The following is a 26,345-nucleotide window of genomic DNA, read 5'->3' on the forward strand; positions in this document are numbered from 1 at the left end:
CTCAGCGGGTGACACTCGCCGTCACAGCCAGAAGCGCTGGGTGGCCGTCAGAGGGCTCTGGAGCCCCTGTCCGGATATGGGGAGTCGTCTCGCTCCCGCTCAGGGCGGCACATGCGGACTCAGGGACCGGCAAACCCCCATGAGTGTCAGCGCTACCGGTAGACTGGAAGACAATCCCGCCACCCTGCGGAACATGTCGAACGACGCAGCCGCTCCCGTATGCCCGGAGAACGGCCTGTGCTGTGCCAGAAAGGGCGCTTCGTGGCCGATTCCGGCAACCCCAACGAGAACAACCAGTACACCGCCAACAACATCCAGGTTCTCGAAGGCCTGGATGCCGTGCGTAAGCGCCCTGGCATGTACATCGGCTCGACCGGCGAGCGCGGTCTGCACCACATGGTGCAGGAGGTCGTCGACAACTCGGTCGACGAAGCCCTGGCCGGCCACGCCGACACCATCGACGTGACGATCCTGCCCGACGGCGGCGTCCGCGTCATCGACAACGGTCGTGGCATCCCGGTGGGCATCGTGGCCTCCGAGGGCAAGCCGGCCGTCGAGGTCGTGCTGACCGTGCTGCACGCGGGCGGCAAGTTCGGCGGCGGCGGCTACGCCGTCTCCGGCGGTCTGCACGGTGTCGGTGTGTCGGTCGTGAACGCCCTGTCCACCAAGGTCTCCGTCGAGATCAGGACGGACGGCCACCGCTGGACGCAGGACTACAAGATGGGCGTCCCGACGGCCCCGCTGGTCCAGCACGAGGCGACCGAGGAGACCGGCACGTCGGTCACCTTCTGGGCCGACCCGGACATCTTCGAGACCACCGAGTACTCCTTCGAGACGCTCGCGCGCCGCTTCCAGGAGATGGCCTTCCTCAACAAGGGCCTCACCCTGACGCTCACGGACGAGCGCGAGTCGGCGAAGGCCACGGTCGGTGCGGACGACCCCGAGGCGGAGGCCGCCGAGCCCACCGCGCGCACGGTGAAGTACCACTACGAGGGCGGCATCGTCGACTTCGTGAAGTACCTCAACTCGCGCAAGGGCGAGCTGATCCACCCCACCGTGATCGACCTGGAGGCGGAGGACAAGGACAAGGCCCTGTCCCTCGAGGTCGCGATGCAGTGGAACAGCGGCTACACCGAGGGCGTGTACTCCTTCGCCAACATCATCCACACCCACGAGGGCGGCACGCACGAGGAGGGCTTCCGTGCGGCGCTGACCTCGCTGATCAACAAGTACGCGCGTGACAAGAAGCACCTCCGTGAGAAGGACGACAACCTCACGGGCGACGACATCCGCGAGGGTCTGACCGCGATCATCTCGGTCAAGCTGAGCGAGCCGCAGTTCGAGGGCCAGACCAAGACCAAGCTGGGCAACACGGAGGCGAAGACCTTCGTCCAGAAGGCCGTCTACGAGCACCTCAACGACTGGCTGGACCGCAATCCCGTCGAGGCCGCGGACATCGTCCGCAAGTCCATCCAGGCCGCCACCGCGCGCGTGGCCGCCCGCAAGGCGCGCGACCTGACCCGTCGTAAGGGTCTCCTGGAGTCGGCGTCGCTGCCGGGCAAGCTCTCCGACTGCCAGTCGAACGACCCGGCCAAGTGCGAGATCTTCATCGTCGAGGGTGACTCCGCCGGCGGTTCGGCCAAGTCCGGCCGGAACCCGATGTACCAGGCCATCCTGCCGATCCGCGGCAAGATCCTGAACGTCGAGAAGGCCAGGATCGACAAGATCCTGCAGAACACCGAGGTCCAGGCGTTGATCTCGGCCTTCGGCACCGGGGTCCACGAGGACTTCGACATCGAGAAGCTCCGCTATCACAAGATCATCCTGATGGCGGACGCCGACGTCGACGGCCAGCACATCAACACCCTCCTGCTGACCTTCCTCTTCCGCTTCATGCGGCCGCTGGTCGAGGCCGGTCACGTCTACCTCTCCCGCCCGCCGCTCTACAAGATCAAGTGGGGCCGGGACGACTTCGAGTACGCGTACTCGGACCGCGAGCGGGACGCGCTCGTCGAGCTCGGCAAGCGGAGCGGCAAGCGGATCAGGGAAGACTCGATCCAGCGCTTCAAGGGTCTCGGCGAGATGAACGCCGAGGAGCTGCGCATCACCACCATGGACGTCGACCACCGCGTGCTCGGCCAGGTCACCCTGGACGACGCCGCGCAGGCCGACGACCTGTTCTCGGTGCTGATGGGCGAGGACGTCGAGGCACGCCGCTCGTTCATCCAGCGCAACGCCAAGGACGTTCGCTTCCTCGACATCTGAGTCGGTCTCAGCTGACCGTACGAAAGGACTGACGACCAGCAATGGCCGACGAAACCACGCCGACCGGCACCACCGAAGAGCAGGAGCCCGTGCTGCGGATCGAGCCCGTCGGGCTCGAGACCGAGATGCAGCGCTCGTACCTCGACTACGCGATGTCCGTCATCGTGTCCCGCGCGCTGCCCGACGTCCGGGACGGCCTCAAGCCCGTCCACCGTCGTGTGCTGTACGCGATGTACGACGGCGGCTACCGGCCCGAGAAGGGCTTCTACAAGTGCGCCCGCGTCGTCGGCGACGTCATGGGTACGTACCACCCGCACGGCGACTCCTCGATCTACGACGCGCTCGTCCGCCTCGCCCAGCCCTGGTCGATGCGGATGCCGCTCGTCGACTCCAACGGCAACTTCGGTTCCCCGGGCAACGACCCGGCCGCCGCCATGCGGTACACCGAGTGCAAGCTCATGACGCTGTCGATGGAGATGCTCCGGGACATCGACGAGGAGACCGTCGACTTCCAGGACAACTACGACGGCCGCAACCAGGAGCCGACGGTCCTGCCGGCCCGCTTCCCGAACCTGCTGATCAACGGCAGTGCCGGCATCGCGGTCGGCATGGCCACCAACATCCCGCCGCACAACCTGCGCGAGGTCGCGGCCGGCGCCCAGTGGGCGCTCGAGCACCCCGATGCCACCCACGAGGAGCTCCTCGACGCCCTGATCGAGCGGATCAAGGGCCCGGACTTCCCCACCGGCGCGCTCGTCGTCGGCCGCAAGGGCATCGAGGAGGCGTACCGCACCGGCCGTGGCTCGATCACGATGCGCGCGGTCGTCGAGGTCGAGGAGATCCAGAACCGCCAGTGCCTGGTGGTCACGGAGCTGCCGTACCAGACCAACCCGGACAACCTCGCGCAGAAGATCGCCGACCTGGTGAAGGACGGCAAGATCGGCGGCATCGCCGACGTCCGCGACGAGACCTCGTCCCGGACCGGCCAGCGCCTGGTCATCGTGCTCAAGCGCGACGCCGTCGCCAAGGTCGTCCTCAACAACCTGTACAAGCACACCGACCTCCAGACGAACTTCGGCGCGAACATGCTGGCGCTCGTCGACGGCGTGCCGCGCACCCTCTCGCTCGACGCGTTCATCCGCCACTGGGTGACGCACCAGATCGAGGTCATCGTCCGCCGGACGAAGTTCCGGCTGCGCAAGGCCGAGGAGCGCGCCCACATCCTGCGCGGTCTGCTCAAGGCGCTCGACGCGATCGACGAGGTCATCGCGCTCATCCGGCGCAGTGACACCGTCGAGGTCGCGCGCGGGGGCCTGATGGACCTCCTCCAGATCGACGAGATCCAGGCCAACGCGATCCTGGAGATGCAGCTCCGCCGGCTCGCCGCCCTGGAGCGCCAGAAGATCGTCGCCGAGCACGACGAACTCCAGGCGAAGATCAACGAGTACAACGCGATCCTGGCCTCGCCGGAGCGTCAGCGTTCGATCGTCAGCGAGGAGCTCGCCGCGCTCGTCGAGAAGTTCGGCGACGACCGGCGCTCCAAGCTCGTGCCCTTCGACGGTGACATGTCCATCGAGGACCTGATCGCCGAGGAGGACATCGTCGTCACCATCTCGCGCGGTGGCTACGTGAAGCGGACGAAGACCGAGGACTACCGCTCGCAGAAGCGCGGCGGCAAGGGCGTGCGCGGCACGAAGCTGAAGCAGGACGACATCGTCGACCACTTCTTCGTCTCCACGACCCACCACTGGCTGCTTTTCTTCACCAACAAGGGCCGGGTCTACCGGGCCAAGGCGTACGAACTGCCCGACGCCGGCCGGGACGCGCGCGGCCAGCACGTGGCCAACCTGCTCGCCTTCCAGCCGGACGAGCAGATCGCCCAGATCCTGGCGATCCGCGACTACGAGGCCACGCCGTACCTGGTGCTCGCCACCAAGGGCGGTCTGGTCAAGAAGACCGCCCTGAAGGACTACGACTCGCCGCGCGCCGGCGGTGTCATCGCGATCAACCTCCGGGAGACGGCGGACGGCAGCGACGACGAGCTGATCGGGGCCGAGCTGGTCTCGGCCGAGGACGATCTGCTGCTCATCAGCAAGAAGGCGCAGTCGATCCGCTTCACCGCCACGGACGACGCGCTGCGTCCGATGGGACGCGCCACTTCGGGCGTCAAGGGGATGAGTTTCCGCGCGGACGACGAGCTGCTCTCGATGAATGTCGTCCGGCCCGGTACGTTCGTCTTCACCGCGACCGACGGCGGGTACGCGAAGCGCACCCCCGTCGACGAGTACCGCGTCCAGGGCCGTGGCGGCCTCGGTATCAAGGCCGCCAAGATCGTGGAGGACCGCGGCTCGCTCGTGGGCGCGCTGGTGGTCGAGGAGACGGACGAGATCCTCGCCATCACGCTGTCCGGCGGTGTGATTCGTACGCGAGTCAACGAAGTCAGGGAGACCGGCCGTGACACGATGGGCGTCCAGCTGATCAACCTGGGCAAGCGCGATGCCGTCGTCGGCATCGCACGGAACGCCGAGGCCGGCAGCGACGAGGACGTCGAGGACGTGGACGACGCCATCGACGCCGAGGGCGCCGTGGAGGCGTCCGAGGCCGCGGTGGTCGAGACCGAGGCAGCAGCCGAGGGCACGGAGCCCTCGGCCGGGGAGCACGAGGAGTAAGAGCGTGAGTGGAGCCACGGGCGCCGGATCGGCGGCCGCCGGAGCTTCTGCCAGTGCTGGAGCGAACGGCGCCCGTGGCTCCGCCACGGACTCCCAGGGGGTTGCGGTGACGGACAATCGGGGGCAGCAGCCCTCGTACGAGACCTACAACGGGCCGCTGCCCGGCGAGCGCGCGGGAGCGCAGCAGCCGGGCGGGCCGTACCACCCGCCGCAGGCGTACGGTGCTCCGGCGCCGGGCGGCCAGGCGGGTACCGCGGCCGTGCGCCGACCGCGGACGGGTGCGCGCACGACGCCCCGGACGCGCAAGGCACGGCTGCGGGTGGCCAAGGCCGATCCGTGGTCGGTGATGAAGGTGAGCTTCCTGCTCTCCATCGCACTGGGCATCTGCACGGTCGTCGCGGCGGCCGTGCTGTGGATGGTCATGGACGCCATGGGCGTCTTCTCCACGGTCGGCGGCACGATCAGCGAGGCCACGGGCTCGAACGAGTCCAACGGTTTCGACCTGCAGTCGTTCCTGTCGCTGCCGCGGGTGCTGATGTTCACCTCGGTGATCGCCGTGATCGACGTGGTCCTGATGACCGCCCTGGCGACCCTGGGCGCGTTCATCTACAACCTGTCGGCCGGCTTCGTGGGCGGTGTCGAGCTGACGCTCGCCGAGGACGAGTAGGACGCGCGGGGCCGGTCCGACAACGGATTTTGGGACTGGCCCCCACGTGCGCTAATCTTCAGGAGTCAGCGCGCGGGACACACACCGCACAGCGCGGCGGGGCTATAGCTCAGTTGGTTAGAGCGCATCCCTGATAAGGATGAGGCCACAGGTTCAAATCCTGTTAGCCCCACAGCATCGATCGACCCGGACGGTTCCTCCGTCCGGGTCGATCTGTTTTCCGGGGGGCGGGGAGGGTTTGAACGCGGGAGGGGTTTGAACGCGGGAGGATCTGAAGCTCGTACAGATCACCGATTGGTATCGGTCGATGTGTAGAGTGGGCGTCAGAAGTCTCCTACGTCAACGAAAGACGAGGTCGCGCGGTGAAGAAGCTGCTCCTGGTCGCACTGGCCGCCATCGGCGGGCTCCTCGTGTACCGCCAGATCCAGGCGGATCGCGCCGAGCAGGACCTGTGGACGGAGGCGACCGACTCCGTGCCCGCAGGTTCGGGTGTGTGAGACGAAGACCGTCTGTGGGTGAAGCCCCGGCCGCGCGTGAGCGGGCCGGGGCTTCGCTTTGCCTGAGCGAAGCGGCGACTTGCTTGAGTGAAGAGGAGAAGCGGGTGAGGACGCGGGTCGGCATCGGCCGGAGGGCGGGGGTTCTGATCACGGCGGTCGCGGCGATCGGCGCGGTGGCGGCGCTCCCCGGTCAGGCGTTCGCGGCGACGCCCGGTCGGGGTGCTACGGCGCTGCCCGGCCAGGCGGTTGAGGCCGAGGGCGCCGGCGGCGTCGGGGGCGGGCTTCCGCCGTACACGTTCAACAGCACGGCCCAGCAGGTCGAGGGAGCGGCTTCGAGCGCGGACGCGGCGCAGCTGCGGACCGGGCAGACCTACCGCGACACGCTCAGGAAGAACGGCAAGGTCTACTACCGGGTCGACCTCGACGACAGGCGGAACGCGTACGTGTCCGTGGTCGCCGTCCCGACGCCCGGCGGCAAGGTCGACCACGGGGACGGCGTCAAGATCAGCATGCAGGACAGCTCCGGCATCGACTGCGGCTACCAGCAGGTCGACTTCTCGTCGGCCGAGTACCCCCGCCCCCTCGCCGCGTACGCCCGACGGATCGTCGACGCGGACAGCTCCATCTGCCGGCGACCGGGCGCCTACTACGTGCTGGTCGAGCGGGAGTCCAAGCCGACCTCGAGCCCGGACGACTGGGAACTCGAGATCAGGTACGCCGCCGAGCCACCCCTCAGGAAGGCCGGGCCGACGGAGCTTCCCGAGGTCTGGGCCTCCGGCACCCCCGCGCCCCCCGCGGGTGGTCCGAGGAAGCGCCAGGGCGGCGCGGGCGTCCACGACGCCACGTCGCTGGAGCAGGGCGAGTGGCGGTCCGACATCCGGCCGGGGCAGACGCTCTTCTACCGGGTCCCCGTCGACTGGGGGCAGCAGCTCTTCGTCAGCGCCGAACTCGGCAGCAGCGCCGCAGGCGACGAGTACATCGGCAACGCCCTCGTCCTCTCCCTGGAGAACCCTGCGCTCGGGCACGTCGACGAGAACACCGCGAGCTACGTCGGGAAGCCCTCGACCCTGGCGCTCGACGCGCTGCGGCCGGTGGCCCACGAGAACCGCGTCTCGTACCAGGACGCGACCAGCGGCATGCGGTTCGCCGGCTGGTACTACCTGTCGGCCACGCTCAGCCCGGAGATCGCGGAGGAGTACGGGTCCGGACCGGTGCCGCTGACGCTGCGGGTCTCCCTGCGGGGCAGTGCGAAGCCCGGACCGGGGTACGACGGTGACCCCGGACCGTTCACGGTGACCGCCGACGACAGGGAGGCCGCCGCGAACGGCATCGGCGGGGCGCGGGCGGCGGAGCGGGACGGCTCGATGCGCGTCGTCGCGGCGGCCGGCATCGGCAGCGGGACGGTGCTGCTGCTCGGCCTCGGCGCGTGGACCGTGCTGGCGCGACGGCGGGCCGCGTAGGGCTCGGGCGCGGGGGTGGCTCAGGTCTGGACGAGGGCTCGGGTTGGGGGACGGCCCAGGGCCTGGGTGAGGGCGCGGGTATGGAGACGGCCCAGGTCTGGGTGAGGGCTCAGGTCTGGGCGAGTGCCCAGAAGCCGACCGCGAAGCACGCGAGCGCGAGCAGGAGGACCGGGATCGCCACCTTCAGGGGCGGTCCCGGTCGTCGTACGGGCGCGGGGGAGGCGTGCCCCGCGCCCGGGGCGGGTGCGGTGTACGCCGGTGCCAGGTGCTGCCCGGGAACCTGATCGGGGCGAGCGGTGTATGGATGAGTAGGGGCCGGTCCGTACGGCGCCGCGGCCAGGGGGGCCTGTGCGAAGGAGGGGGCCGGATGGACGACCGGCGGGGTCAGGTGGAAGCTGCCCGTCTCGGAGGGACCGGGCAGCGGCGCGGTCGCGGGGGGCGCGGCGGGGTGAGGTGCGACGAGGTGTGGGGGCTGGTACTGCGGCTGTGGGGGCTGCTGCTGGGGCGGTACGGGGGTGGGAACCAGCGCCTGTACGGCCTCGGGGGCGGCGGAGGCGTCCTCGGCGGCCCGCGGGGGTGTGACGGGGGCGCCGACGGCGGCCTTGGGCCCGGTGCGACCTTCGGGGCTCGTGGGCCCCTGAGGGCCGAAGCCGGACGGCAGGGGGCCGAGCTGGTCGAAGATCTCGACCGGCTGCTCGTCCGTGGGCGGCTCGGGAAGCATCTCGACGGCGGCGGACAGCGCCTTGCGCGCCCCCGTGGCCGTCCGGAAGCGGACCTGCGGATCGGGCTGGAGCAGCCCGGCGAGCACCTGCCACAGGGGCTCCGGGATGCCCTGGGGGGCGCTGGGAGTGCCGTGCGTGAGGAAGTGCGCGACCAGAGCCTGCGAGTCCGGCCTGCGGCCCTGGAGCAGATAGAGGGCGACCAGGCCGACGGCGAAGAGGTCCGCGGTGAAGTCCGGCTCGGCGCCGAGGAGCTGCTCGGGGGCGAAGTATCCGGGCGTGCCCACGACGTAGTCGGTCTCGGTGAGGCGCGGCTCGCCCTTGCGCATGGAGATGCCGAAGTCGGAGAGTCGCAGATGGGGCCGACCGGTGCCGGTGACGTCCATCAGGATGTTGGCGGGCTTGATGTCCCGGTGGACGACCCCCTCGGCGTGCACCGTGGCCAGGCCGGAGAGCAGCTGGTCGAGCAGGATGCAGACGAACCGGGGCGGGAGCGGGCCGTAGTCGCCGATGACGTGGGCCAGGGAGCCGCCGGCGACCAGGTCCATGGTGAACAGGACCTTGTCGTCGTCGGCGGCCCAGCTGGCCGGAGCGAGGACGTGCGGATGATCGATCCGCAGCGCCTGCTCGCGGACGAAGCGGAGCAAGGTGTGCGCGTCGCTCTGCAGAAGCACCTTGGCCGCCACATACCGGCGGCGACGGTGGTCCCAGGCACGCCACACCGCGCCCGCCCCGCCCCGCCCGATCGGGTCGACCAGCTCATACCGGCCAGCGAAGACCTCACCCATCGTGCTGCGTCCGCTCCCCGTTGGTCGTCTCTCGGCGATGCCGGCCGGCTGCCGCCCGCGTCAGTTCTGGTGCGACTCGTAGTGGGCGACCGCGTCCGCGGTGCGCCCGGCCCCGTACACCCGGAGGAACTCTGCCAGTTCCGGGTGGGCGGGGGCGAGGGAGTCCGCGGCGTCGATGATGTCGCCCGCCGCCGCTACGGAGCGCAGAAGGGACTGGATCTCGCGGACCACCCGGCGCACGGTCGGAGCGCCGGGGCCGGTGCTGGGCTGGCCCGTGCTGGTGAGGACGGAGCCGCCCTGCGACTTCTTGACCTCGTCCATCCGGTCGGTGGCCTCGGCGGCGCTGACACTGCCGTCGGCGACCTGCACGGCGAGTTCCTGGAGGGCCTGGACACGCTGGACGACGGCCGGGTTGCCGATCTTCGCGCGCTGGCCGCTCATCAGCTGGGACAGCATGGGCGCGGAGAGCCCGAGCACGGCCGCCAGCCTGGCCTGGTTGAGCCCGAGATCGTCGATCAGCCGACGGAAGAGCGCCCCCAACGGCTCTCCGTACCAACTGCGCTGAAGCTCTCTGGCTCTGGCCGTGGCTTCCTGCTGCGCTGCGTCCATTACGTCTCCCCATCCCTGCGGTTCGCCACTGCGAACCTCGGGCAGCATCTTACGGAGAGTGGTCGCGGACCGGGAGTCCCCATCTTTTTGCAGGACATGGGGGATGACCCGGTACGCTGTTCTCGTTCCGGGGCCTTAGCTCAGTTGGTAGAGCGCTGTCTTTGCATGGCAGATGTCAGGGGTTCGACTCCCCTAGGCTCCACTCCTCGCACAGCCCTCCTGACCCACGGGAACGTGGGAACGGGGGGCTGTCGTGCGTGGTGGTCCCGCCAGGTCGCCAGGTCTCCCGGACGCTCTGCTCAGCGCTCCGCTTCTGCCCGCTCACCGGTAGCGGGTGCGCACCGGCGCATGCGGTGGATCCGCTCAAGCACGAGCAGCTCAGAGGCCCCGTACTGGTCCGGACGGGTGGTGTTCATCGGAAGAACTGCGCGACGGCGGCGACGTTCCACGGAATTCGGAAGCGCATCCACATCATGAGGAAAGTACGTAAAGCGCGCAAACCGAAATGAACCATCCGGGAACGTCACGAAAGTGAGGGGTCATGGCCACCGCCAAGGTCAAGCAGTTCTGGACCGCCTTCATCTCCGTCCTCTTCGCCCTGCTCGCCTCCGTCGGCCTGGCGGGCACCGCCGCCGCGGCGCAGCAGCCCGCCGTCCAGCAGCCCGAGGAGCCGGCCGCCCCCGCTTCCTCCGCCACCGTGCCCGTCGCCCGGGAGCGAGCCGCGCTCGCGTCCGTACCCGCACCACGCGCCCACCGCCGGCCGGTCGCCGGGGACCGCTCCCTGCCGCCCACCATCAAGCAGCGCATCGCCGCCGAGGCGCACGGATCGTCTCCGTCCTCGCGGCACCGTTCCTCGACCACCCCGGCCGAGCGCGACGAGCCGGCCGCGCTGACGGAGCCGGCGCTCACCTCTGCGGTGTAGGGCGCGGGGAGACGATCACCCGTACTCCCCGCACATCCTCGCAGGAACCGGCGTTGTCCCACAGGACTCAGCTGCACACCACCAGACTTCGGCAGGACCCTGCAGCAACCCCGCCACCCCAGCAGGACTGAGCAGGACCCGCCGGACCTCAGCTGGACCCCGGCAGACCCGCCAGACCTCAGCTGGACTCGGCAGGACCCCGGTCAGATCAGCTGTGCTTGTCCCTTTCGGCGGCCTTCTCGGCCGCGGCCGCGGCTTCCGCTTCGGTCTCCTTGGCCTCCACCTCCGGGTCGAGGGAAGCCTCACTGCCGTCGACCGACGCCAGTACGGCGTCCTCGTCCACCTCGGTGGGAGCGGGCGGTTCGACCAGCCAGTCGGGATTGGCCTGCTTGTCCCACCACTTCCAGGCGGCGTACGCGCCGCCGGCGACAACGCCCAGGACCACCAGGCCCTTGGCGAGGCGACCGGCCCTGGCCCGGCGCTCGTGCTTCCTCACGATCTTCTGGATTTCCCTCGGCGTCACCTGGCCACGCAGCGCGGCCCAGGCAGCAGTGGAACGTGACCCGGCCTCCTCGATGACGGGACCGGTCGCGGCGACCGCGTACTCGACGCGCGGAACGGTGTAGTCGGCCGCCTGGCGGGCGGCCCTGCGGGTCTTGACCGCCGCACGATGTGCGGCCGCGTCGACCTGCGGCGGGACATGCGGTGCGACGTACGAGTCGTACTGCGCACGGGCCTGCGCTCGGGCCTTTCGAGCGGCCTTCGAGACCTTCGGCGCGAGCAGCACGCGCGCCTCGTGCGCGTAGTGCGCGGCCTGGTCCCTCGCCGTGTCGGCGTACGGCGCCACCACTTCCGCGGCGTGCACGACGCTCTCCTTCGCCGAACCTGTCGCGGCGCGCACGCTGTCCATGCGGGTCACAGGATTCCTCCTCCTCGGTGGCGATGTCGTAATTCGCCTTTCCATCCTTTTTCGAATCATGCCCGTCGGGGCCAGGTCCGGCATGTGGGGCGCGCATACGGGGGCATGCGAGGATCGAAGGCGCCAAGAACAGACGTGACACGACGTGGACGGAAGGCGACCGTGGCCGAGCAGCTGTACGCGATCCTCAAGACCAGCCTGGGTGACATCGAGGTGCGGCTGATGCCGTTCCACGCCCCCAAGACGGTCCGGAACTTCGTCGAACTCGCCTCGGGCGAGCGCGAGTGGACGCACCCCGCGACAGGCACGGTCTCCTCGGACCCGCTCTACGACGGCACGGTCTTCCACCGGGTCATCAAGGACTTCATGATCCAGGGCGGCGACCCGCTCGGGGACGGCACCGGCGACCCGGGCTACGCCTTCGCCGACGAGTTCCATCCGGAGCTCCTCTTCGACCGCCCCTATCTGCTGGCCATGGCCAACGCCGGGCCGGGCACCAACGGCTCGCAGTTCTTCGTCACCGTCGCCCCCGCGACCTGGCTGAACCGCAAGCACACGATCTTCGGCGAGGTAGTGGACAAGGAGAGCAGGAAGGTCGTGGACGCGATCGCGACCACCGCGACCGATCCGCACACCGAGCGACCGCTTCAGGATGTGGTCATCGAGTCCGTGGTGATCGAGAAGCGCTGAGAAGGGAAGGGACGCAACCTCCATGGACCCGCGACCTTCCACGGACCCGCCCGCCGGCCCGCCGCGCTGCTACCGCCACCCGGAGGCCGAGACCGGCATCCGCTGCACCCGTTGCGACAAGCCGATCTGCACCCGGTGCATGGTCTCCGCCTCCGTCGGTTTCCAGTGCCCCGACTGCGTACGTGACGGCTCGGGGACCGGACACGCCGCCGACGCCAACCAGCCGAGGACGCTCGCGGGCGGCAAGGTGGCGGCCGACGACCGTCTCGTCACCAAGGTCCTCATCGGGATCAACCTCGCGGTCTACCTCGCGGTCCTGGTCTTCGGCGACCGGCTCGTCGACGAGCTCGTGCTCATCGGCTACGCCTTCAGCCCGGGGCTCGGCGAGGTCGTCGGGGTCGCGGACGGCGAGTACTACCGGCTGCTGACCTCGACCGTCCTCCACCAGGAGGTCTGGCACATCCTCTTCAACGTGCTGGGCCTGTGGGTGATCGGCGGGATCGTCGAACCCGAGCTGGGCCGGATCCGGTACGCGGCCCTGTGTCTGCTCTCCGGTCTCTCCGGCTCCGCGCTCGCCTATCTCGTCGCGGAACCGAACCAGCCGTCGCTCGGCGCCTCCGGCGTGGTCTACGGACTGATCGGCGCCTGGGTGGTGCTGGCCCGTCGGCGCCGTCACGACATGAGGCCGGTGGTCCTCTTCGTGGCCCTGTCGCTGCTCATGACGTTCACCCGTCCGGGGATCTCCTGGGAGGCCCACGTCGGTGGTCTGGTCGCGGGAGCCCTGGTGACGTACGCACTCGTGCACGCGCCTCGGGTCCGTCGGGACCTGGTGCAGTACGGCGCCTGCGGACTGGTGCTCCTGATCGACCTGGGGATCGTGCTCGCCCGCTCGACCGCGCTCACCTGAGCGAACAGAGCTGTGGACGAGCACTGAGGTGAGCTTCTGAGAGCTTTCCCCAGAGTTATCCACAGTCCGTGGCCACTCCTGGGCACTGTGTGGGGAAAGGCCGCACCCCTCGCCTCTGACCTGGTGTTTCTCCAGGGAGGCGAGGGGCGCTCCAGGCTTTCGCGAGGGTGATTCCGATCATACCGGCGTCAACCTCGTGCGAGTTATCCACAGATCTTCGTAAGTTATCCAGTGCTGTGCACAACGCTGTGGATAAGTTCAGGGCAGAGCTTGACGAGCGCCCTCCGCCCAGGCATGGGCCCCGCTACTTCCACTGCGTGGAGACACCGAAGCCGGCCGCGATGAAGCCGAAGCCCACCACGATGTTCCAGTTCCGGATCGACTCGAGCGGCATCGAGCCGTCGGTGACGTAGAAGACCACGATCCACACCAGACCGATGGCGAACAGTGCCAGCATCACAGGCGCCACCCAGCTGCGGTTGGTCAGCTTGATACTGGTGGCCTGCTTGGCGGGCGGAGGCGTGAAGTCGGCCTTCTTGCGGATCCGTGACTTCGGCACGAGGGACTCTCCTGTCGATGCGCTGCGTGACCGCGCAGGGAACTGTGGCTGGCGCCGGGATGTGACGAAGGAGGACGACTGCGTCCCCCGGGCGTCCGTTAGCGTAGTGGTTCCGCGGCACCGAAGGGGATCAGGGTACGTTGAGCAATTCCGCCGGCACTCCCGAACGTGCGGGCCGCACCGCGAGGTGGCGCCCCGTCCGGGTGCTCACCCTCGCCGTTTTCGCCCTCGCCGGACTGATCTTCGTCACGAGCTTCAACACCGCCAAGGGCACCAACATCCGCACGGACGCCTCCCTTCTGCGGCTGTCCGACCTGATCGAGGAGCGCAGCCACAAGAACGCCGGCCTCGACGAGTCCACCGCCGCCCTCCGCTCCCAGGTCGATTCTCTCGCAGCCCGCGACGACGGATCCACCCGTGAGGAGGACGAGCGACTCGACGCGCTGGAGGCGTCGGCGGGCACCACCGAGGTCTCCGGCTCAGGACTCACCGTCACCCTCGACGACGCCCCGCCGAACGCCCAGGCCGCCCCCGGCTACCCCGAGCCGCAGGCCAACGACCTCGTCATCCACCAGCAGGACCTCCAAGCCGTCGTCAACGCCCTGTGGCAGGGAGGCGCCGAAGGCATCCGGGTCATGGACCAGCGGCTGATCTCCACCAGCGCCGTGCGCTGCGTCGGCAACACCCTGATCCTCCAGGGCCGCGTCTACTCGCCCCCGTACAAGATCACGGCCGTCGGTGACCGGGGAAAGCTGAGCAGGGCGCTCGCCGGGTCCCCGGCTATCCAGAACTACCAGCTGTACGTGAAGGCGTACGGGCTCGGCTGGAAAGTCGACGACCACAGGGCGGTGACCCTTCCCGGCTACTCGGGCACAGTCGACCTCCACCACGCGAAGCCGGTGAGCTGACAGCGGGAGGGCGGCTCGGGGAGGGCTGCGACTCGTGTCCGGGCGCGCCTCGACGCCACCCGGCCGGTCGCCGACGGTCGTCCACAGGCTTTGGCCGGCTGACCCCCCGCGGGCCCCTCGCCCCGTACTCTGGTCCCCGTAACGAACGGAAGGGGCGGTCGACGTCATGTACGGCTGGATCTGGCGGCATCTGCCGGGCAACGCGTGGGTGCGGGCGCTGATCTCGATCGTGCTGGTCCTCGCGGTCGTCTACGCCCTCTTCCAGTACGTGTTCCCCTGGGCGGAGCCTCTGCTTCCGTTCAACGATGTGACGGTGGACGGCCAGTGAGCGCGCGAATTCTCGTCGTCGACAACTACGACAGCTTCGTCTTCAATCTCGTTCAGTACCTCTACCAGCTCGGCGCCGAGTGCGAAGTCCTCCGCAACGACGAGGTCGAGCTGAGCCACGCCCAGGACGGCTTCGACGGCGTCCTGCTCTCCCCCGGGCCGGGCACGCCCGAGGAGGCCGGGGTTTGCATCGAGATGGTCCGCCACTGCGCGGCCACCGGCGTGCCCGTCTTCGGCGTCTGCCTCGGCATGCAGTCGATGGCCGTGGCGTACGGCGGCGTCGTCAACCGCGCCCCCGAGCTGCTGCACGGCAAGACCTCCCCCGTCACACACGAGGGCCGGGGCGTCTTCGCCGGTCTGCCCTCGCCGTTCACCGCGACCCGCTACCACTCGCTGGCCGCCGAGCCCACCGCCCTGCCGGCCGAGCTCGAGGTCACCGCGCGGACCGAGGACGGCATCATCATGGGCCTGCGCCACCGCGACCTGCCCGTCGAGGGCGTCCAGTTCCACCCCGAGTCGGTCCTCACCGAGCACGGCCACCTGATGCTCGCCAACTGGCTGGAGCAGTGCGGCGACAAGGGGGCGGTCGGACGGTCGGCGGGGCTCGCGCCGGTGGTGGGCAAGGCCGTCGCGTGACGGCGGGCTCCCCATGGCCCCGGCAGGACGAGCCGGGACCCGAGCCGATACCTGCGGACCCGTACGGGATCCCGTCGCCGCCGCCGTTCGGGGAAGCCGCCCCATACGGGCAGGACCCGGCGTACGCGCAGGGCACCGAGGTGTACGGGCAGGACCCCGCCCCGTACGGGCAGGACCCGGCGTACGGACAGCCCACCGTCGCGTACGGGCAGCCCGCAGCCCCGTACGGACAGGATCCCGCCCCTTACGGGGAGGAACCGGCCCACGGGCGGGCCGCCACGCCTTACGGGCAGGCGGACCCCTACGTGGCCCCGTACGAGCCGCAGGAGGTGGAGAGGCCCCCGCAGGCCTCTCCCGACGAGACGAGGCCCCTACGGGCCGTGGAGCCCCTTCCCGGCCCCGGCCGGGCCGAACGCCGCCGCGCCGCCAAGGGCGGTGGCCGGGGCAAGGGGCGTGGTGGCCCGCCGGGCACCTCCCCCGCCGCCCGGCCTCCGGCCCCGCTCTCCCGCGTCGAGGCCCGGCGCGCCGCCCGCGCCGCCAAGGACAGCTTCGGCGTCATCGCGAGCCGGGCCGTCGGGGAGCTCTTCATCACCTTCGGCGTCGTGATGCTGCTCTTCGTCACCTACCAGCTCTGGTGGACGAACGTCCTGGCGGGACAGGAGACCGACCAGGCCAAGGAGCAGATCGAGGACACCTGGGCCAAGGGCGAGAGCAAGCCGGAGGCCTTCGAGCCGGGCGAGGGCTTCGCCATCATGTACATCCCCAAGCTCGATGTCGTCGTCCCCGTCGCCGAGGGCATCGACAAGACCAAGGTCCTCGACAAGGGCATGGTCGGCCACTACGCCGAGGGCACGCTCAAGACGGCCATGCCGTCCGACAAGCAGGGCAACTTCGCGGTCGCCGGCCACCGCAACACACACGGCGAACCGTTCCGGTACGTCAACCGGCTCAACCCCGGGGACCCGATCGTCGTCGAGACCCAGGACGCCTACTACACCTACGAGATGGCGAGCATCCTGCCGCAGACCGCGCCCTCGAACGTCGCCGTGATCGACCCGGTGCCGAAGGGCTCGGGCTTCACCGAGCCCGGCCGGTACATCACGCTGACCACCTGCACGCCCGAGTTCACCAGCACGTACCGGATGATCGTGTGGGGCAAGCTGGTCGAGGAACGACCGCGCAGCAAGGGAAAGCCCGAAGCGCTCGTAGGCTGAGCCCCCACACCTCCGGACGGGACGACGGGACGACCTAGTGGCACGCGTGCGTAATCGGATCGCCGGGATCATCAGCCTCTTCGGTGAACTCCTCATCACGGCGGGCGTGGTGCTCGGCCTCTTCGTCGTCTACTCCCTGTGGTGGACCAACGTCCTCGCCGACCGCGCCGCCGACCAGGACGGCGCCCAGGTCCGTGACCGCTGGGCCGGCGGCCCGGGGGCGCTCGACACGAGGGACGGCATCGGCTTCCTGCACGTCCCGGCCATGGGCGACGACGAGATCCTGGTCAAGCGGGGCACCGGAAGCGACATCCTCAACAACGGTGTCGCCGGTTACTACACCGACCCGATCAAGTCCGCGCTCCCGCAGGACAAGCAGGGCAACTTCACGCTCGCCGCCCACCGGGACGGGCACGGGGCCAAGTTCCACAACATCCACAAGTTGAAGACCGGGGACACGATCGTCTTCGAGTCGAAGGACACCTGGTACGTCTACAAGGTCTACAAGTCCCTGCCGGAGACCACGAAGTACAACGTGGACGTCCTCCAGCCCGTGCCGAGGGAATCCGGCAGGACCAAGCCCGGCCGCTTCATCACCCTGACCACCTGCACCCCCATGTACACCTCCGACTACCGGTACATCGTCTGGGGTGAGCTGGAGCGTACGGAGAAGGTCGACCGCGACCGGACGCCGCCGGCGGAGCTGAACTGAACTGAGGCGAGGCGATACGGGGAGAGCCCCGGCATCCTCTGGATGCCGGGGCTCTCCCCGCGTCGGTACGCGTGCTCCGTCGTGCGGGGCTCAGGCGTGCGGGGCTAGGTCGTGCGGCTCAGCCGAAGAGGCCGCCGCCGCCGTCGTTGTCCCCGCCGTTGTCCCCGTTGTTGCCGTTTCCGCCCGGGTCGCCCCCGCCGCCGACCGTGTAGAGGGTGACCGTCTCGCCGGCGTTGACCATCGAGCCCGCCTGCGGGTTCGAACCGACCACCATGGCGTCCTCCTTGTCGGAGCCCTGCTGCTGGACCACCAGGCCCAGGCCCTCCAGCTGCGCCTTGACGTCCTTGAACGGCTTGGTGGCGATGTCGGCCGGGATCTGGACCTGGGCCGGCTGCTGCGGGCCCTTGGAGATACGCAGCTTGACCTCGGCGCCCTCCGCCGCGGACGCGTTGCCGTTCGGGGTCTGCTCGAGGACCTCGTCCTTGGGCTTCTCGGAGTCCACGTACTCGGTGACCACGACGAACCCGAGCGCCTTCAACTGCTGCTCGGCCTGGGGGAACTGGTTGCCGACGACCGGGGGAACGGTCTTCAGCTTCTGCTTGGCGACGGTGATCGTCACCTCGGAGTTCGTCTCCGCCTTGGTGCCGTTCTGCGGGTTCGTGCGAATGACCGTGCCGGGGTCCTCGTCGGACTCCTCCTGCTCGACCTTGACCTTGAAACCCTTGTCCTTCAGGGTCTGCTCGGCGCGCTCCTGCGACTGCTCGACCACGTCCGGGACCTCGATGAGGGGGGCGCCCTCGGAGACGTACACCTGGATCGTGCCGTCGGTCTCCATCTGCGTGGAGCCGTCCGCCACCGGGGTCTGGCGGCAGATGGAGTCCTTGGGCTGGTCGCAGCGCTCGGTGCCCGCCTGTTGCATCTTCACCCCGGCGTTGGCCGCGAGACCCGTCGCCGCCTGCACGGTCTGACCGACCAGCTGCGGAACGGTGACCTGGCGGGGGCCGTCCTCCTTGTCGAGCAGCGAGACACCGATGAAGATCGCGCCGACGAGCACCAGGATGCCCGCGAGGACCAGCAGGATCGTCGAGGTGTTCGACTTCTTCTGGCTGCCGCGTCTGCGGTCCGGGCGGTCGTCGTAGCCGTAGCCGCCGTCGTCCGCGTTGACCGGGGGCATCATCGAGGTCTGGCCGGCCGGATCCGCCTGGCGCAGCGCCGTGGTCGGCTGGTCCTCCGGCGGGTAGCCGTAGCCCCCGCCGTACGAGGGGGCGCCCATGCCCATCCCCATGCCCATCGCCGCGGCGGCCGCGACCGGCTGCCCGTCGAGGCAGGCCTCGATGTCCGCGCGCATCTCGTCGGCGGACTGGTAGCGGTAGTCGGGGTCCTTGACCAGGGCCTTGAGGACGATGGCGTCCATCTCGGGCGTGATCTCGGCGTCGAAGTTGCTCGGCGCCTGCGGCTCCTCGCGGACGTGCTGGTACGCGACGGCGACCGGGGAGTCACCGATGAAGGGAGGCCGTACGGTGAGGAGCTCGTAGAGGAGGCAGCCCGCGGAGTACAGGTCGGAGCGGGCGTCGACCTGCTCGCCCTTGGCCTGCTCCGGGGAGAGGTACTGGGCCGTGCCGATCACCGCGGCGGTCTGCGTCATCGTCATGCCCGCGTCGCCCATGGCGCGCGCGATGCCGAAGTCCATGACCTTGACCTGGCCGGTGCGCGTCAGCATGACGTTCGCCGGCTTGATGTCACGGTGCACGATCCCGGCGCGGTGCGAGTACTCCAGCGCCTGGAGGATGCCGACCGTCATCTCGAGGGTGCGCTCGGGCAGAAGCTTGCGTCCGGAGTGCAGCAGCTCACGCAGGGTCGATCCGTCGACGTACTCCATCACGATGTACGGGATGGAGACCCCGTCGACGTAGTCCTCGCCGGTGTCGTAGACCGCGACGATCGCCGGGTGGTTCAGCGAGGCGGCGGACTGTGCCTCACGGCGGAACCGGGCCTGGAAGGACGGGTCGCGGGCCAGGTCGGCGCGCAGCGTCTTCACAGCGACGGTGCGGCCGAGCCGGGTGTCCTGGGCGATGTACACCTCGGCCATGCCACCACGGCCGAGCACCGAGCCCAGCTCGTACCGGCCGCCGAGGCGACGCGGCTCTTCCATAGCTAATCCAGCCCTCTCCGTCTGTCCCGACCGCACCCATGGGTGGTCCGGCGGTGTGTGCTGTTCGCGCATACGCTACCGGCCCCGCGGAGACCTTCCGCCCGGGGCCGGTAGCTGATACCTGACCGGTACCTGGCACGTACGGGGCCGAGACGTCAGCCGCGGCTCTTCACGACCGCCTTCATGACGGCCTTCGCGATGGGGGCGGCCAGACCGCCACCGCTGATGTCCTCGCGGTCGGTGCCCGCGGAGTCCTCGACGATGACGGCGACCGCGACCGGGGAGCCCTCGGCGGTCTTCGCGTACGAGATGAACCAGGCGTACGGACGCTTGGCGTTCTTGTCGCCGTGCTGGGCCGTACCCGTCTTGCCGCCGACCTTCACACCGGCCATGTTCAGGTCGGCCTTGCCGCCGGTGCCGTCGGTGACGACGCTCTCCATCATCTGCTGGAGCAGCTGGGCGTTCTGCGGCGAGACCGGCTGGCTCATCTCCTCCGGCTCGTTCTGCTTGAGGATGTCGAGGTTCGGAGCGCGCAGCTGGTCGATCATGTACGGCTTCATCAGCTTGCCGTCGTTGGCGATCGCCGCCGTGACCATCGCCATCTGGAGCGGGGTCGTCGCGGTGTTGAACTGACCGATGGAGGAGAGCGCGTTGCCGCCGCGGTCGGCCTTCTTGTCGTAGACGGAGGCGGAGGAGCGGACCGGGGTGAACTGCTCGGCGTTGAATCCGAACTTCTCGGCCATCTCGACCATCTTGTCCCGGCCGACGTCGTCGCCGAGCTTCGCGAAGACCGAGTTGCAGGAGATTTCCAGGGCACGCTTCAGGCTGGCGTTGGCACAGCCCTTGGCGTGGTTGACCATCTCCTTGGTGGAGAGCGGGATCTTCCAGCCGTCGGGGGTGTCGGTCGCCGCGTTGATGTCGGTGACCTTGCCGTTCTCCAGCGCCGCGGCGGCGGTGACGACCTTGAAGACGGAACCGGGCGGGTAGATCTCGCGGATCGCCCGGTTGAGCTTCGGCTTGTTCTTGTTCTTCTCCAGCGCCACCCAGGCCTTCTCGTCCTTGGAGGAGTAGCCGGCGAAGGAGGCGGGGTCGTAGGAGGGTGTGGACGCCATCGCCAGGATCTTGCCGGTCTTCGGCTCGATGGCGACGACGGCGCCGGTCTTGCTCCCGAGGCCCTCGAAGGCGGCCTTCTGGGCGGCACCGCTGAGGGTGGTGACGACGTCGCCGCCCTTCTTCTTCTCGCCGGTGAACATGGCGAGCGTGCGGTCGAAGAACAGCCGGTCGTCGTTGCCGGTGAGGATGCCGTCCTCGATCTTCTCGATCTGGTTGGCGTCGTAGGCCTGCGAGGCATAGCCGGTGACCGGGGCCCACATGGGGCCGTCGACGTAGGTGCGCTTGTACTTGTAGTACGGGTCCTGGGAGTCGACGGAGCCGGTGATCGGCTTGGCGTCGACGATGATGTTGCCGCGCTCGTTCGCGTACCGCTCGATACGGACACGAGTGTTCTTGGGGTGGGTGTTGAGCTCGTCGGCACGGACGTACTGGAGCCAGTTGTCGCGCACGAGCAGGGCGAGGATGAGCAGGCCGCAGAAGATCGCGACCCGGCGCAGCGGCTTGTTCACGGACGGACCACCTGGGTCATCTCGGCGTCGGGGTTCGGGGCGGGCGCGGGCGCCGGACGGCGCGCGGTGTCGCTGATCCTGATGAGGATGCCGATCAGAGCCCAGTTGGCGATCACGGAGGATCCGCCGTACGCGAGGAACGGCATCGTCATACCGGTCAGCGGGATGAGGCCCATCACGCCGCCGGCGACGACGAAGATCTGAAGCGCGAAGGCGCCGGAGAGGCCCATCGCGAGCAGCTTGCCGAAGGGGTCACGGGCGGCGAGGGCGGTGCGGACACCGCGCTCGATGATCAGCCCGTAGAGGAGCAGGAAGACCATCACACCGGTCAGCCCGAGTTCCTCGCCGACGGTGGCGAAGATGAAGTCGGAGTTGGCGGCGAAGCTGATGAGATCGGAGTTGCCCTGGCCGAGGCCGGTGCCGAGGATTCCGCCCGAGCCGAAGGACATCAGCACCTGGGTCATCTGGTCACAGGCATTGAGCATGTTCGGGTCGGTGGCCGTCTTCAGGCACTCGAAGGGGTCGAGCCAGGCCGCCACACGGGACTGGACGTGGCTGGCGAAGGAGCTGACCACCACGGCGCCGCCGGCGGCCATCAGCAGACCCATGACGATCCAGCTCGTCCGCTCGGTCGCCACGTACAGCATGATCACGAACATGCCGAAGAACAGCAGAGAGGTACCGAGGTCGTTCTCGAAGACCAGGATGAGGAGGCTGACCGCCCAGATCATCAGGATCGGTCCGAGGTCGCGGCCGCGGGGCAGGTAGAGCCCCATGAAGCGGCGGCTGGCCAGGGCCAGGGCGTCCCGCTTGACCATCAGGTAGCCGGAGAAGAACACCGCCAGGACCAGTTTGGCGAACTCACCGGGCTGGATCGAGAAGCCGCCGATACGGATCCAGATCTTGGCGCCGAAGACATCCGCGCCCAGGCCGGGGACCAGCGGCAGGAGCAGCAGGATGAGGGACACCACCATGGAGATGTACGTGTAGCGCTGGAGGACGCGGTGGTCCTTCAGCAGCAGCAGGACACCCACGAACATGGCGATGCCGATCGCCGAGTACATCATCTGGCTCGGTGCGTCGGGGCTGAAGCTCTTGAACCGGGCCATCGACGTCGCGATCAGCCGCGGCGACTGGTCCAGCCGCCAGATCAGCACCAGGCCCATGCCGTTCAGCAGGGTGGCGAGGGGCAGCAGCAGCGGGTCCGAGTACGGGGCCCACTTGCGCACCACGAGGTGGGCGACGCCCGCGAGCAGTGCGAGCCCGAGCCCGTACCCGAGCATGCCGGCAGGGACCTTGCCGTCGATGGCCAGGCCCACGTTGAGGTACGCGAACACCGGGATGACGACGGCGAAGGCGAGCAGCGCCAGCTCGGTGTTGCGGCGGCTCGGCGCCTCGATCGCGCCGATGGTGGTCGTGTTGGTGACAACGCTCATGGTGGTGAAAGGCCCCCTACGGGTGCTTACTGCTTGCCGCAGTTCGAGGCCAGCTTCTGCTCCTCCGCGGTGAGGGTGGGACCCGGGGACGGAGCGGCTGTGGTGGGCTTGGGGTCAGGGGTGGCGGCGTCGCCGGGCTTCTCGGTCGGCGGCTTGCTCGCCTGGTCGGCGGCCTTCTCGGCGGCCTCGCGGCGCTGCTCGGACTTCTTGCAGGCCGTGGCCTGCGCCGCCAGCTCGGCGATCTTCGTCCGGGCCTTGCCGAGGCTGCCGCCCGCGATGGTGTCCTCGACCTGCTTCCGCTGGTAGGCGGGAAGGTACTTGAGTTCGATCTCGGGGTGGTCCTTCTCGACCTTCGAGAGCGAGACCCAGGCCAGGTCCTGGCTGATGCCCTGGTACAGCGCGACGTGCTGGTCCTTGGAGCCGACGAAGTACTGCGTCTGCGTCCAGCGCCAGCCGCCGTAGAGCCCGCCGCCGACGACCGCCAGGGCGAGGACGAGGAGGAAGGATCGCTTGAGCCACTTGCGGCCGGTGCGCGGCTTCACGAAGTCGTCGTCCGTGTACGACTCGAAGGAGCCCTGCGGGGGCATGCCTCCGTAGCCGTGGTCGTCGCCGCTGCCGGGAGGTCCGAAGCCGCCGGCGGGCGGCTGCTGGTGCGCGGTGGTGCGGCCGAGACCGGAGGCGCGGCCGGCCGGGGTCTGCATCGCCCCGCCGTCGTTCAGCTGGGCGGCCTGGTTCTCGGCGACCGCGCCCACGATGACCGGGGTGTCGCTGAGGTGACCGGCGAGGGTGTCGCCGCCGTCGACGTCGAGGACGTCGGCGACGATCACTGTGATGTTGTCGGGGCCGCCGCCGCGCAGGGCGAGCTGGATCAGCTCCTGCACGGTCTCCTGCGGGCCCTGGTAGCTGGCGAGGGTGTCCTCGAGCGTCTGGTGCGAGACCACGCCGGACAGGCCGTCGGAGCAGATCAGATAGCGGTCGCCGGCCCGGACCTCACGGATGGAGAGATCGGGTTCGACGTGGTCGCCGCTGCCGAGCGCACGCATGAGGAGCGAGCGCTGCGGGTGGGTGGTGGCTTCTTCCTCGGTGATCCGGCCCTCGTCGACGAGCCGCTGGACCCAGGTGTGGTCCTGGGTGATCTGGGTGAGGACGCCGTCGCGGAGCAGATAGGCGCGCGAGTCACCGACGTGCACGAGACCGAGCCGCTGGCCGGTCCACAGGAGGGCGGTGAGCGTGGTGCCCATGCCCTCCAGCTGCGGGTCCTCCTCGACCATCATCCTGAGCTGGTCGTTGGCGCGCTGCACCGCCGTACCGAGCGAGGTGAGGATGTCGGAGCCAGGGACGTCGTCGTCGAGCGTGACGAGGGTGGAGATCACCTCCGAGGAGGCGACCTCGCCGGCCGCCTGTCCGCCCATGCCGTCGGCGATGGCGAGCAGCCGGGGACCGGCGTAGCCCGAGTCCTCGTTGCCCTCGCGGATCATGCCCTTGTGCGAGCCCGCGGCGAATCGCAGGGACAGACTCATGTGCACCTGCCCTGTCGCCGCTGCATCGGGGTACAGCCGGTCTCGACCCACACTGCCCACCCTCCGGTCGCTCCGGTCACGCCGGTCGCCTCGCTCGCTCCGGTCGGGAGCGCGGCACGGCCTGTGGCGGGGACCGTCCCGTCTCGCTCGCTCCGCTCGCGCCTATTCATGATGTCGCACTACTTCCGCAGCTCGATGACGGTCTTGCCGATGCGGATCGGCGCGCCCAGCGGAATCGGTGTGGCGGTGGTGAGGCGGGTCCGGTCGAGATACGTGCCGTTGGTGGACCCGAGATCCTCGACGATCCACTGGCCGTCCCGGTCCGGGTAGATCCTGGCGTGCCTGCTGGACGCGTAGTCGTCGTCCAGCACGATCGTCGAATCGTGCGCCCTGCCCAGCGTGATCGTCTGGCCCTGGAGGGCGACGGTCGTGCCGGTGAGGGTGCCCTCGGAGACGACCAGTTTGGTCGGGGCGCCGCGGCGCTGCCGCCCACCGCCCGTGCTCTGCTGGCCGCGCTGCTGCGGAGGCGCGGCGGCCTGCCGCGCCTGCTGCTGGGGTCGCGCCTCCTGGCGCCGTGAACCGCGCTGGGTCACCCGCGTACCGAAGAGGTCGCTACGGATGACCTGGACGGCCACGATGACGAACAGCCACAGAACGGCCAGGAAACCCAACCGCATGACCGTAAGGGTCAGCTCTGACATTGCCCCCGCTTCACCCTTCGGCTTGCCGGTAAACGATGGTGGTGCTGCCCACGACGATCCGCGAGCCGTCGCGGAGCGTAGCGCGGGTGGTGTGCTGCCCGTCCACCACGATGCCGTTGGTGGATCCCAGATCCTGGATCGTCGAGGGCGTTCCGGTCCGGATCTCGCAGTGCCGGCGGGAGACGCCGGGATCGTCGATCCTCACGTCCGCGTCGGTGCTGCGGCCGAGGACCAGGGTCGGGCGGGAGATCTGATGGCGGGTGCCGTTGATCTCGATCCAGCGGCGCGGGGAGCCCGCTCCGCCGTGGGTGCCGGGGCCCGGCATGGGGCCGGGCCCGCCCGTGGGGCGTCCCGCGGCGGCCGTGGGCCGCTGGCCGGGGGCGCCGGGAGGCGGGGAGGCGGGCATGGGCGGGGCGCCGGCCGGGGGGTACCCGTAGCCGCCGCGACCGCCCTGTGCCGGGCTCTGCTGCTGATGAGACGGTCCGCCCGCGGGCGGCTGCGACTGTGACGTACTCGACGCCAGAGTGCGGCTGCGGACGCGGTACAGGCCGGTGTCGAGGTCGTCGGCCTTCTCCAGGTGGACCTTGATCGGGCCCATGAAGGTGTACCGCTGCTGCTTCGCGTAGTCCCTGACCAGGCTGGCGAGCTCGTCGCCGAGCTGGCCCGAGTAGGGGCTGAGCCGGTCGTAGTCCGGGGTGCTCAGCTCCACGATGAAGTCGTTGGGGACGACGGTCCGCTCGCGGTTCCAGATCTGCGCGTTGTTGTCGCACTCACGCTGGAGCGCGCCGGCGATCTCGACCGGCTGGACCTCGGACTTGAAGACCTTGGCGAAGGTGCCGTTGACCAGACCTTCGAGACGCTGCTCGAAACGCTTCAGGACTCCCATGGGGCACCTCCTCCGTCGTTGTCGTCCTGGTACTGCTTACTGATCGTATCCACGCGTCGGGAAATCGGCTGGTTCCCCTTCTCTGCCCTGTGGACGAGTGTCACCTCTCACAGGCTTTCCCCACGGATCGTAGAGGTGGCCTGTGGACAGTGTCCCGCACCCGGCTGTGGAAACGGGGGCTCGGTCCGGGCTTCGGGGCGGTCCGTCCCCTTCCTCCCCCTCCTAACCCTCTCTATCCCTCTGCTCTCCTCTGCCTCCTTCCCGCTTCCGTGCTCCTACCCCTTCCTCACCTTGGTCTCCCCGAGCGGAGGCGAAACAACGGATGTGAATCCACGGTCTGCGACGTGCTAATCTTCTGATGTCGCCAGGCGCTCGCACGACAAGTGAGAGAGCCCGGAGCACACCCAATGCGCGGGTGGCGGAATAGGCAGACGCGCTGGATTCAGGTTCCAGTGCCCGAAAGGGCGTGGGGGTTCAACTCCCCCCTCGCGCACCAGACGGAAGCCCCGTAGGTCATCGACCTACGGGGCTTCCGCGTTGTTGTCATGCGTGTGAGCCTT

General features: G+C 69.2%; 23 protein-coding genes and 3 tRNA genes. 16 read left to right on the forward strand and 10 right to left on the reverse strand.

All coding sequences use genetic code 11. From position 1 onward, the window contains the following. Nucleotides 1–237: 237 nt before the first annotated feature. The 6 genes from gyrB to ABZ567_RS13640 all read left to right on the forward strand — a co-directional run bounded on the left by gyrB (nt 238) and on the right by ABZ567_RS13640 (nt 7,558). A complete protein-coding gene (gene gyrB, locus ABZ567_RS13615; protein WP_360788220.1) occupies nt 238–2,265 on the forward strand; it encodes a DNA topoisomerase (ATP-hydrolyzing) subunit B in 2,028 nt (675 codons plus the stop codon). A gap of 41 nt (nt 2,266–2,306) precedes the next feature. Beyond that, nucleotides 2,307–4,934 (forward strand): DNA gyrase subunit A, encoded by a 2,628-nt coding sequence (gene gyrA / locus ABZ567_RS13620; protein WP_360788223.1) that lies wholly within the window; start codon nt 2,307–2,309, stop codon nt 4,932–4,934. A 106-nt stretch (nt 4,935–5,040) separates the two neighbouring features. After that, complete coding sequence (locus ABZ567_RS13625; protein ID WP_360788226.1) at nt 5,041–5,601, forward strand: DUF3566 domain-containing protein; 561 nt, start codon at nt 5,041–5,043, stop codon at nt 5,599–5,601. Between the two features lie 98 nt (nt 5,602–5,699). Then, nucleotides 5,700–5,773 (forward strand) — tRNA-Ile (locus ABZ567_RS13630). A 190-nt stretch (nt 5,774–5,963) separates the two neighbouring features. Beyond that, nucleotides 5,964–6,098 carry a DLW-39 family protein gene (locus ABZ567_RS13635; RefSeq protein ID WP_003958712.1) on the forward strand — a complete coding sequence of 45 codons (135 nt, stop codon included), beginning with the start codon at nt 5,964–5,966 and terminating at the stop codon, nt 6,096–6,098. 104 nt (nt 6,099–6,202) lie between these two features. Continuing rightward, nucleotides 6,203–7,558 carry a hypothetical protein gene (locus ABZ567_RS13640; RefSeq protein ID WP_360788229.1) on the forward strand — a complete coding sequence of 452 codons (1,356 nt, stop codon included), beginning with the start codon at nt 6,203–6,205 and terminating at the stop codon, nt 7,556–7,558. A 109-nt stretch (nt 7,559–7,667) separates the two neighbouring features. Here the strand turns inward: ABZ567_RS13640 and ABZ567_RS13645 are convergent, their stop codons facing one another. Next, nucleotides 7,668–9,065 carry a protein kinase gene (locus ABZ567_RS13645; RefSeq protein ID WP_360788232.1) on the reverse strand — a complete coding sequence of 466 codons (1,398 nt, stop codon included), beginning with the start codon at nt 9,063–9,065 and terminating at the stop codon, nt 7,668–7,670. Nucleotides 9,066–9,125: 60 nt separating this feature from the next. After that, complete coding sequence (locus tag ABZ567_RS13650; RefSeq protein ID WP_360788235.1) at nt 9,126–9,674, reverse strand: DNA-binding protein; 549 nt, start codon at nt 9,672–9,674, stop codon at nt 9,126–9,128. 129 nt (nt 9,675–9,803) lie between these two features. Between ABZ567_RS13650 and ABZ567_RS13655 the strand changes: the two genes are divergently transcribed. Then, nucleotides 9,804–9,876, forward strand: a tRNA-Ala gene (locus tag ABZ567_RS13655). A gap of 339 nt (nt 9,877–10,215) precedes the next feature. Continuing rightward, entirely contained in the window at nt 10,216–10,596 is a 381-nt protein-coding gene (locus tag ABZ567_RS13660) for a DUF6344 domain-containing protein (protein ID WP_360788238.1), read from the forward strand. A 208-nt stretch (nt 10,597–10,804) separates the two neighbouring features. On the opposite strand, the gene ABZ567_RS13665 is transcribed toward ABZ567_RS13660, so the two are convergent. Then, complete coding sequence (locus ABZ567_RS13665) at nt 10,805–11,515, reverse strand: DUF5324 family protein (protein WP_360788241.1); 711 nt, start codon at nt 11,513–11,515, stop codon at nt 10,805–10,807. A 162-nt stretch (nt 11,516–11,677) separates the two neighbouring features. Here ABZ567_RS13665 and ABZ567_RS13670 point away from each other — a divergent pair, with 162 nt between their 5' ends. Together ABZ567_RS13670 and ABZ567_RS13675 are read left to right on the forward strand one after the other, a co-directional pair. Then, a complete protein-coding gene (locus ABZ567_RS13670; protein WP_360788244.1) occupies nt 11,678–12,205 on the forward strand; it encodes a peptidylprolyl isomerase in 528 nt (175 codons plus the stop codon). Nucleotides 12,206–12,227: 22 nt separating this feature from the next. Further along, on the forward strand, nt 12,228–13,112 hold the full coding sequence (locus ABZ567_RS13675) for a rhomboid family intramembrane serine protease (protein WP_360788247.1): 885 nt from the start codon (nt 12,228–12,230) through the stop codon (nt 13,110–13,112). Nucleotides 13,113–13,416: 304 nt separating this feature from the next. Here the strand turns inward: ABZ567_RS13675 and crgA are convergent, their stop codons facing one another. Continuing rightward, complete coding sequence (gene crgA, locus ABZ567_RS13680; protein ID WP_360788250.1) at nt 13,417–13,671, reverse strand: cell division protein CrgA; 255 nt, start codon at nt 13,669–13,671, stop codon at nt 13,417–13,419. 140 nt (nt 13,672–13,811) lie between these two features. On the opposite strand from crgA, the gene ABZ567_RS13685 reads away from it, so the two are divergent. From ABZ567_RS13685 to ABZ567_RS13705, 5 genes are all read left to right on the forward strand, one after another. Then, the gene (locus tag ABZ567_RS13685) at nt 13,812–14,579 is read left to right on the forward strand and encodes a DUF881 domain-containing protein (protein WP_360788253.1); all 768 of its coding nucleotides are present in this window, start codon (nt 13,812–13,814) and stop codon (nt 14,577–14,579) included. A gap of 166 nt (nt 14,580–14,745) precedes the next feature. Further along, nucleotides 14,746–14,907: a hypothetical protein gene (locus ABZ567_RS13690; RefSeq protein ID WP_024760376.1), complete on the forward strand. Its 162-nt coding sequence runs from the start codon at nt 14,746–14,748 to the stop codon at nt 14,905–14,907. Next, on the forward strand, nt 14,904–15,542 hold the full coding sequence (locus ABZ567_RS13695; protein WP_360788257.1) for an aminodeoxychorismate/anthranilate synthase component II: 639 nt from the start codon (nt 14,904–14,906) through the stop codon (nt 15,540–15,542). The genes ABZ567_RS13690 and ABZ567_RS13695 overlap by 4 nt, the downstream gene beginning before the upstream one ends. After that, nucleotides 15,539–16,756, forward strand: coding sequence for a class E sortase (locus tag ABZ567_RS13700; protein WP_360788260.1), 1,218 nt, complete (start codon nt 15,539–15,541; stop codon nt 16,754–16,756). The genes ABZ567_RS13695 and ABZ567_RS13700 overlap by 4 nt, the downstream gene beginning before the upstream one ends. A gap of 37 nt (nt 16,757–16,793) precedes the next feature. Further along, nucleotides 16,794–17,468, forward strand: a complete 675-nt coding sequence (locus ABZ567_RS13705) for a class E sortase (RefSeq protein ID WP_360788263.1) — start codon at nt 16,794–16,796, stop codon at nt 17,466–17,468. A gap of 118 nt (nt 17,469–17,586) precedes the next feature. Here ABZ567_RS13705 and pknB read toward each other — a convergent pair whose 3' ends face one another. The 6 genes from pknB to ABZ567_RS13735 form a co-directional block, all read right to left on the reverse strand. Next, entirely contained in the window at nt 17,587–19,620 is a 2,034-nt protein-coding gene (gene pknB / locus ABZ567_RS13710; RefSeq protein WP_360788266.1) for a Stk1 family PASTA domain-containing Ser/Thr kinase, read from the reverse strand. Between the two features lie 155 nt (nt 19,621–19,775). Next, nucleotides 19,776–21,242, reverse strand: a complete 1,467-nt coding sequence (locus tag ABZ567_RS13715; protein WP_360788269.1) for a penicillin-binding transpeptidase domain-containing protein — start codon at nt 21,240–21,242, stop codon at nt 19,776–19,778. Next, a complete protein-coding gene (locus ABZ567_RS13720) occupies nt 21,239–22,678 on the reverse strand; it encodes an FtsW/RodA/SpoVE family cell cycle protein (protein WP_360788272.1) in 1,440 nt (479 codons plus the stop codon). The genes ABZ567_RS13715 and ABZ567_RS13720 overlap by 4 nt, the downstream gene beginning before the upstream one ends. Nucleotides 22,679–22,704: 26 nt before the next feature. Then, a complete protein-coding gene (locus ABZ567_RS13725) occupies nt 22,705–24,198 on the reverse strand; it encodes a Stp1/IreP family PP2C-type Ser/Thr phosphatase (protein ID WP_360788275.1) in 1,494 nt (497 codons plus the stop codon). Between the two features lie 179 nt (nt 24,199–24,377). After that, a complete protein-coding gene (locus ABZ567_RS13730) occupies nt 24,378–24,899 on the reverse strand; it encodes an FHA domain-containing protein (protein WP_360788277.1) in 522 nt (173 codons plus the stop codon). A 10-nt stretch (nt 24,900–24,909) separates the two neighbouring features. Beyond that, nucleotides 24,910–25,785, reverse strand: coding sequence for a DUF3662 and FHA domain-containing protein (locus ABZ567_RS13735; RefSeq protein ID WP_360788280.1), 876 nt, complete (start codon nt 25,783–25,785; stop codon nt 24,910–24,912). A gap of 409 nt (nt 25,786–26,194) precedes the next feature. Here ABZ567_RS13735 and ABZ567_RS13740 point away from each other — a divergent pair. Beyond that, nucleotides 26,195–26,281 (forward strand) — tRNA-Leu (locus tag ABZ567_RS13740). Nucleotides 26,282–26,345 lie beyond the last annotated feature (64 nt).

It is taken from the genome of Streptomyces sp. NPDC016459 (assembly GCF_040632845.1).
Classification (GTDB): Bacteria; Actinomycetota; Actinomycetes; order Streptomycetales; family Streptomycetaceae; genus Streptomyces.